The following is a 6724-nucleotide window of genomic DNA, read 5'->3' on the forward strand; positions in this document are numbered from 1 at the left end:
TCCTCGACCAGTGCCGCGGGCGCGAAAGCCGGTTCGGGGTCGGCACCAACGACATCAGCATCAACGGCATCGAACTGACGGGCTGAAGACCATGGCATCGGGCACCAACACCAGGAAGATCCTGCTCGTTTCCACCGACCGGGCGTTTTCGCAGGATACGCGAACAGCTTTCGCGGCCTCCGAGGTCATCGAGCTTTTGACGGTGGAGAAAAGCGTCAACGAGCTGCGTGGCGAGGTCCAGGAAACCGACTTCGGCGCCGTCATCGTCGACATGGACGCCGCCAAGCTCGAGGAGATCGAGTCGCTGCAGCGTATCATGCGCCGGCTGGAAGGCCGCGTTCCGGTGATCGTCGTCACGCAGGAGTTCAATGCCGCGGCGGTGCGCATCCTGGTGCAGCTCAAGGTCGCCGACTTCCTGGTCAAGCCGATCACCACCGCCGATCTGGTGCGTTCCGTCATCCGCGCGTTGCAGGGGCCGGGGCGGGAGGAAAACAGCGAGTCGCAGATATACACCTTCATGCCGGCCGCCGGAGGCGTCGGCACCACCACGCTTGCGCTCCAGACCGCCTTCCAGCTGCATCATTCGGTGACGCGCGGCGCCTCGACCTGCGTGGTCGACCTCAATTTCCAGCAGGGTGCCTGCGCCGAATATCTCGACCTCGAGCCGCGTTTCGACATCACCGAAATCGAGAACCAGCCCGAGCGCCTCGACCGGCAGTTGCTGGACGTGATGCTGTCCAAACATCGAAGCGGGCTTTGTGTGCTCGCCGCGCCGACGCGTCCGTCGGAAATGCGGTCTTTCAAGACCGACGTCGTGGTGCGCATGCTCGACCTCGTCTCGGCCTATTTCGACAATGTCGTCATCGATATGCCGCGCACCTGGTTTCCGTGGACCGAGACGGTGCTGCTCGGCTCCAACAAGCTCTATATCGTGGCCGAGATGACCGTGCCTTGCCTGCGCCACACGCAGCGCCTTATCCAGGCCATCTACGAGACGGCCGGCAAGGAAGTGAAGCCCAACGTCATCGTCAATCGCTTCGAGCAGAAGATGTTCGACAACGGCATCAAGCAGGCCGACGTCCAGGATATTCTCGGCGAGCATTTTGTCGGCGGCATCTCCAACAATTACCGGCTGGTGCGCGAGGCCGTCGACCGCGGCGTGCCGCTGCATGATATCGATCCTAACGCCAATGTCGTCAACGACCTGAAGAAGATCATCCTGCCGGAGGAGGCGGTCACGACGACGGCGAAATCGAAGTCGCTTTTCGGCCTCGGCAAAGGCTTGCTGAAGAGGAAAGCCGGATGAGCAGCCGCTTCTCCAACCTGCAGAACCGCGACGTCCGTCCGCAGCGGCCGCCCGAACCGGCGCCCGTCGCGCACCATGCCGTTGTCATTCCGACGACCCGCAAGCCGGTCGCGCCGAAGCCGGACGCCGCGCCTGGAAAGAGCGCCAACAAGGTGCTCGACGCAAGGGTGCGCATCCACCGCATGCTGCTCGAGGAGATCAACCTCGTCGCGCTGGAGCGTTTGCCGAAGGATGAGATGCGCCGCCAGGTGCATGAATTCGTCTCCGAAAAGACGCGCGAGGAGCGGATGGCGATCAACACCGCCGAGCTCGACGCGCTGGTCGACGATATCGTCGACGAGATGGTCGGCCTCGGCCCATTGGAGCCGCTGCTCAAGGATCCGGAGATCAACGACATCCTGATCAACGGCCATCAGAACTGCTTCGTCGAAAGGCGCGGCAAGCTGCAGCAGGTTCACATCCCGTTCAAGGACGAGGCGCATCTGCTTCGGATCATTAACAAAATCGTTGCCGCCGTCGGCCGCCGCGTCGATGAATCGCAGCCGATGGTCGACGCCCGCATGCTCGACGGTTCGCGCTTCAACGCCGCCATTCGGCCGGTCGGCGTCGACGGGCCGCTGGTGTCGATCCGCAAATTCTCCAAGAACAAGCTCGGCCTGCACAAGCTGGTCGAATTCGGCGCCATCACCCAGAACATGGCCGAGGTGCTGGCGGCGGCCGTGCATGCCCGCAAGACCACCATCATCTCGGGCGGCACCGGCACCGGCAAGACGACGATGCTCAACGCCCTGTCGGCCTTCATCCCCGAGGACGAGCGCCTGATCACCATCGAGGATGCCGCCGAGCTGCAATTGCAGCAGCCGCATGTCGCGCGCATGGAAACGCGCCCGGCAAACATCGAAGGCCATGGCGAGCTGAAGCAGCGCGACCTGGTCAAAAACGCGCTGCGCATGCGTCCCGACCGCGTCATCCTCGGCGAATGCCGCGGCGAGGAGGCTTTCGACATGCTGCAGGCGATGAACACCGGCCACGAAGGCTCGATGGCGACCATCCATGCCAACACGCCGCGCGACGCCATCTCGCGCCTCGAACAGATGCTCGGCATGACCGGCATGCCGATGACCGTGCAGTCGATCCGCAGTCAAATCGCCAGCGCGCTCGACATCATCGTGCAACTGACGCGCCTGTCCGACGGCAAGCGCAAGGTGACCAGCGTCGCCGAGGTGACGGGCATGGAAGGCGACGTCATCCAGATGCAGGAGATATTCCGCTTCGTGCGCACCGGCATGGAGGCGGACGGCAAGATCGTCGGCCATTTCGAGGCGACGGGTATCCGCCCGCGCTTCCTCGAAGACCTGCGCAACATGGGCATCGAATTTCCGGGCAAATATTTCGAACCCGGCCGGCCGCAGGAGTAGCCGGTGTTCGAAGGGTTCAGCCCGATCTACGCCGTCTACGCCGCGGCAGCGCTCACCGGCATCATGATCGCCGAAGGCTGCTACCTCCTCTATGCCGGCCGCAGCGACAAGCGCACGGCGATCAACCGCCGCATGAAGCTGGCGGAGAACAAGATCAGCCAGGAGCAGGTGCTGATCCAACTGCGCAAGGAGCGCGGCGTCGAAGGCGGCAGGTCCCTGTTCTCGCTCGATCGTTTTCGCGCCTTGCGGACGCAATCCGGCATGATCATGCCGCTGCCCAAATTCCTCATGATCACGTCGGGGATAGCGTTCGCGCTGGCGCTTGTCGCAGTCTGGTACGGCCTGCCTTTGCTGTTCGGCCTGGGCTTGTTCCTGGTGCTGTTGCCGGTCTTGCCGGTGATGGCGATGCGTTTTCTGCGCAAGCGCCGGCATAAGCGCTTCGGTTTGCAACTGCCGGAAGCGCTGGAGCTGATCACGCGCGGCCTCAAGGCCGGCCACCCGGTGCCGGTGGCGATTGCGATGGTGGCGCGTGAGATGGCCGATCCGATCGGCACCGAGTTCGGCGTCGTCGCCGACGAGGTGACTTACGGCTCCGACCTGGTTTCGGCGCTCAACAACCTGTTCGACCGGGTCGGCCATGAGGACCTGCCGCTGTTCGTCACCGCCGTGTCGATCCAGAGCAGTTCGGGCGGCAATCTGCGCGAGATTCTGGACGGGCTGTCGTCGACCATCCGCGAGCGCGGCAAGCTGCGACGCAAGGTGCGCGCCATTTCGACCGAAGGCCGCATGTCGGCCTATATCCTGACCGCCGTGCCGGTGCTTTTGTTCACCGCCATCATGGCGCTCATGCCGCAGTTCTACCGGGAAGTATGGGGGATACCGAAAACCTGGTACATGCTTGGCGGCTCCATCCTATGGCTGCTGCTCGGCAACGCCATCATGTTCAAGATGTCGAATTTCAGGTTCTGAGATGGAAGACATCATTAGCTTCCTCGCCTCGCTCGCGCCGACCTCGCCGCTGCCGGTGGCGGTGCTGCTGCTGGTATTGGGCGGAGGCGCGATGGCCTGGCCGCTGGTCGTCGCCAAGGGCGATCGCAATGAGGTCAAGCGCCGCCTGAAGGTCGAGGTGGCTGAACCGGTCGAGCAGGCGGAGCCGGCGCCCAGGAAGAACACCAGCGCCGTGCACGAGAAGGCGGTGAGGCGGGCGCAGGAGTTCTACGCCAAGAGCGATCCGGAAAACGTCGCGCGGCTGCGCCTGAAGCTCATCCAGGCCGGTTACATGGAACCACGCGCCGTCGGCATGTTCTTCCTGATCCGTTTTGCCGCTCTGGTTGGCGTGGCATTTTCCACGTTCCTGATCAACCATTGGGCGGCCAGCGCCGAGTCGACCATGACCAGCCGCTGGACTTTCATCATCCTGTCGGGAGCGGCCGGCTATTTCCTGCCGGGCCTGGTGCTGACCCAGAAGGTGCGGGAAAAGATGCGCGAGTACCGCAACGGCTTTCCCGATTTCATGGACCTGATGATCGTCTGCTCCGATGCCGGCATGAGCATGGAGGCCGGAATCGAGCGCGTTTCGAGGGAACTCGCCAGGACCTATCCGTCGCTCAGCCAGAACCTGCAACTGGTGTCGCTGGAACTCCGGGCCGGCCGCAGCCTCGACGATGCGCTGAAGGCGCTCGCCGACCGCCTCAGCCTCGACGAGGTGCGCTCCTTCGCAACGCTGTTGCAGCAGTCGAAGGAGCTTGGCACCAGCCTGTCGGGCTCGCTGCGCGTCTTTTCCGACGAGATGCGCCACAAGCGCATGTCGCTTGCCGAGGAGAAGGCGCACGCCTTGCCGGCCAAGATGTCGGTGCCGGTGACGGTCTGCATCCTGCCGGTGGTGCTGATGGTCGCCATTATCCCGATCGTCGTGAAGCTGACTTCGCACTGAGCCCGTCAGCGGCACCTGGTTAACGCATCCTTTGCACGCAACCGAAATTTAGCTGCATTTCGGCACCGAAGCTTAATCGCTGTGCTGTATTGTCCTTGTTGAAGAACGACCCGGCAAATCGGGCGATGGGGCAGGGGCATGCGTCACGGACTTCCCACGGCAGCGGCGGCGTTGGCGGCCGTCTTGATGATCACCGGCTGCACGACGAACGCAAACGTCGACACGACCAAGACCACCGCGATCCAGCCGACGGCCAAGGACGTCAGCGCCGCCGACCTGGCGGAGGGCAAGGCGCAGTTCCGCGAGGCGAATTTCGGCCTTGCCGAACAGCATTTCCGCAAGGCGGTCGAGCTCAAGGCCGACAATGCGGAAGCCTGGATGGGACTTGCCGCCTCCTATGACGAACTCGGCCGCTTCGACTTCGCCGACCGCGCCTATGCCCAATTGCTGAGGGTCGCCGGGCGCAAGCCGCAGATCGTCAACAACATGGGCTATTCGCAGCTCCTGCGCGGCAACAAGAACAAGGCAAGGACCCTGCTGCTCGAAGCAAAGGCCGGAATGGCCGACCAGACCGTGGTCGATGCCAATCTGGCACTGCTGAACAAGAGCTAGAGCCTGTCGGGCTTGGATTGAATCGTTGCGCCGGAATTCACCGGGCAATTTCCTGTCTGTCGATTGACGAAATCAAAGCGACAGGGCGGAATTTCCAGCTGGCGGATGGCCCGCTTGTCAGCCGGCTCACCAGGTGCACAACATCGGGCGAATGCCGTTTTCGCACGGATTGCCTCGCGCTCGTGGAAAGAACTGTTTCAATATAAACCAGAAATTTCTAGTCTTCGCGTCTGTCAAGCGAAGTAGTGGATGCTTTGTAAACCTTGTCCCAAGGTTGGGTCGAAAGGTTAGCTAAAAACGGTATCAACGGGCCGCCGTTAACCTAGAATGCAGCGTTACCGACGATTTCCAGGAGGCTGCGGCTCAACAATGTTGGATTTCAGTTCGCTCCTGCTCGCGGCGGCGCTGTCGGGCACATGCCTCAGCATCACCATGTTTGCGATCTGGTTCACCACGCCGCGGGGGCGCTTCATCCTGACGGTCGCCTGCGGCATACTCGTGCTCGTTGCCCATGTCGTCCTGTTCTGGCGCTATACCAAGGACGCCAGCCCCTGGCTCTGCCAGGTCGTGCTTGCGCTGCTGACGTTCGGCTTTCTCGTTATCTGCCTCTCGGCCATGCAATATCTCGGTTTCCGGGACTACCGCCGCGCCATCGTGCCGACGTTTGCGGCCATGGCCGCCTGCGCCGCCATCACCTATCTCGGTTTCGACGGCATCGGCTTCCTCATCACCTATTCGGCGGTGACGGCGCTGCTCGGCGCGATCGGAACGATGTTCTGGATGAAGGGGGATCACGACCGCCGGATCCTGCTCGTCGTTTCATTCCTGAGCGGCGCCTGTGGCGTGTCCTTCGCGCTGTGCGGCCTGGTGCTGCTCGTCCAGGGGCAATGGGTTCTCGGCGCCGCGCCCGACAACTGGGCGGAGCAGTTGAACTCCGTCGTCGCGGTTGCCTGCATGACCGGCCTCGGGGCGCTCACGCTTTCGCTGCACCATCTGCAGGCGCAGATCGAGCTGAAGGCCGAGACGATGACCGATCCGCTGACCGGCCTGATGAACCGCCGAGCGCTCAACGAGCTTTACGGCGATCGCAGCTTCGGTCCGTTCATGGCGGTCGCCATGTTCGATCTCGACCATTTCAAGACGACCAACGACGTCTTTGGCCATCCTGTCGGCGATCAGGTCCTTTGCCGCTTCGCGGCCGTGATCAAGAAATACGGCAGGACCGGTGTCGACGCCTTCCGGCTGGGCGGCGAGGAATTCGCGCTCGTCATATCGCGCATGACACCGGAAAAGGCGCATGACATCTTCGAGCGTGAATTCTTCGCGCTGCTGCTGCTCGACGAGACGCCGGTGATCTTCAGCTACTTCCCGGACCTTTTGGTGCCGGTGCGCAAGAATGTCAGCGGCCTGCCGCCGATCGCCGCCGGGCTGCTGCTCGACCGGGTATCGATAGGT

General features: G+C 62.8%; 6 protein-coding genes. All 6 read left to right on the forward strand.

Annotated features, from left to right (window positions below):
• Positions 1-91 precede the first annotated feature (91 nt).
• Positions 92-1306 (forward strand): response regulator, encoded by a 1215-nt coding sequence (locus EOA29_RS20515; protein ID WP_126093465.1) that lies wholly within the window; start codon positions 92-94, stop codon positions 1304-1306.
• Positions 1303-2724: a CpaF family protein gene (locus EOA29_RS20520; RefSeq protein WP_126093466.1), complete on the forward strand. Its 1422-nt coding sequence runs from the start codon at positions 1303-1305 to the stop codon at positions 2722-2724. The genes EOA29_RS20515 and EOA29_RS20520 overlap by 4 nt, the downstream gene beginning before the upstream one ends.
• A 3-nt stretch (positions 2725-2727) precedes the next feature.
• Entirely contained in the window at positions 2728-3693 is a 966-nt protein-coding gene (locus EOA29_RS20525) for a type II secretion system F family protein (RefSeq protein WP_126093467.1), read from the forward strand.
• A 1-nt stretch (position 3694) separates the two neighbouring features.
• Positions 3695-4657, forward strand: a complete 963-nt coding sequence (locus EOA29_RS20530) for a type II secretion system F family protein (protein ID WP_126093468.1) — start codon at positions 3695-3697, stop codon at positions 4655-4657.
• 138 nt (positions 4658-4795) lie between these two features.
• The gene (locus EOA29_RS20535; protein ID WP_126093469.1) at positions 4796-5269 is read left to right on the forward strand and encodes a hypothetical protein; all 474 of its coding nucleotides are present in this window, start codon (positions 4796-4798) and stop codon (positions 5267-5269) included.
• 369 nt (positions 5270-5638) lie between these two features.
• Positions 5639-6724 (forward strand): GGDEF domain-containing protein (locus EOA29_RS20540; protein WP_145969722.1); only part of this gene is annotated, 1086 nt, incomplete at its 3' end.

The organism is Mesorhizobium sp. M1E.F.Ca.ET.063.01.1.1 (assembly GCF_003998155.1).
In the GTDB taxonomy this organism is placed as follows: Bacteria; Pseudomonadota; Alphaproteobacteria; order Rhizobiales; family Rhizobiaceae; genus Mesorhizobium.

Bases quoted from the DNA above. Each gene is read 5' to 3' on its own strand.
- EOA29_RS20515 (WP_126093465.1), top strand. From the start codon at position 92: ATGGCATCGGGCACCAACACCAGGAAGATCCTGCTCGTTTCCACCGAC.
- EOA29_RS20535 (WP_126093469.1), top strand. From the start codon at position 4,796: ATGCGTCACGGACTTCCCACGGCAGCGGCGGCGTTGGCGGCCGTCTTG.
- EOA29_RS20530 (WP_126093468.1), top strand. From the start codon at position 3,695: ATGGAAGACATCATTAGCTTCCTCGCCTCGCTCGCGCCGACCTCGCCG.
- EOA29_RS20520 (WP_126093466.1), top strand. From the start codon at position 1,303: ATGAGCAGCCGCTTCTCCAACCTGCAGAACCGCGACGTCCGTCCGCAG.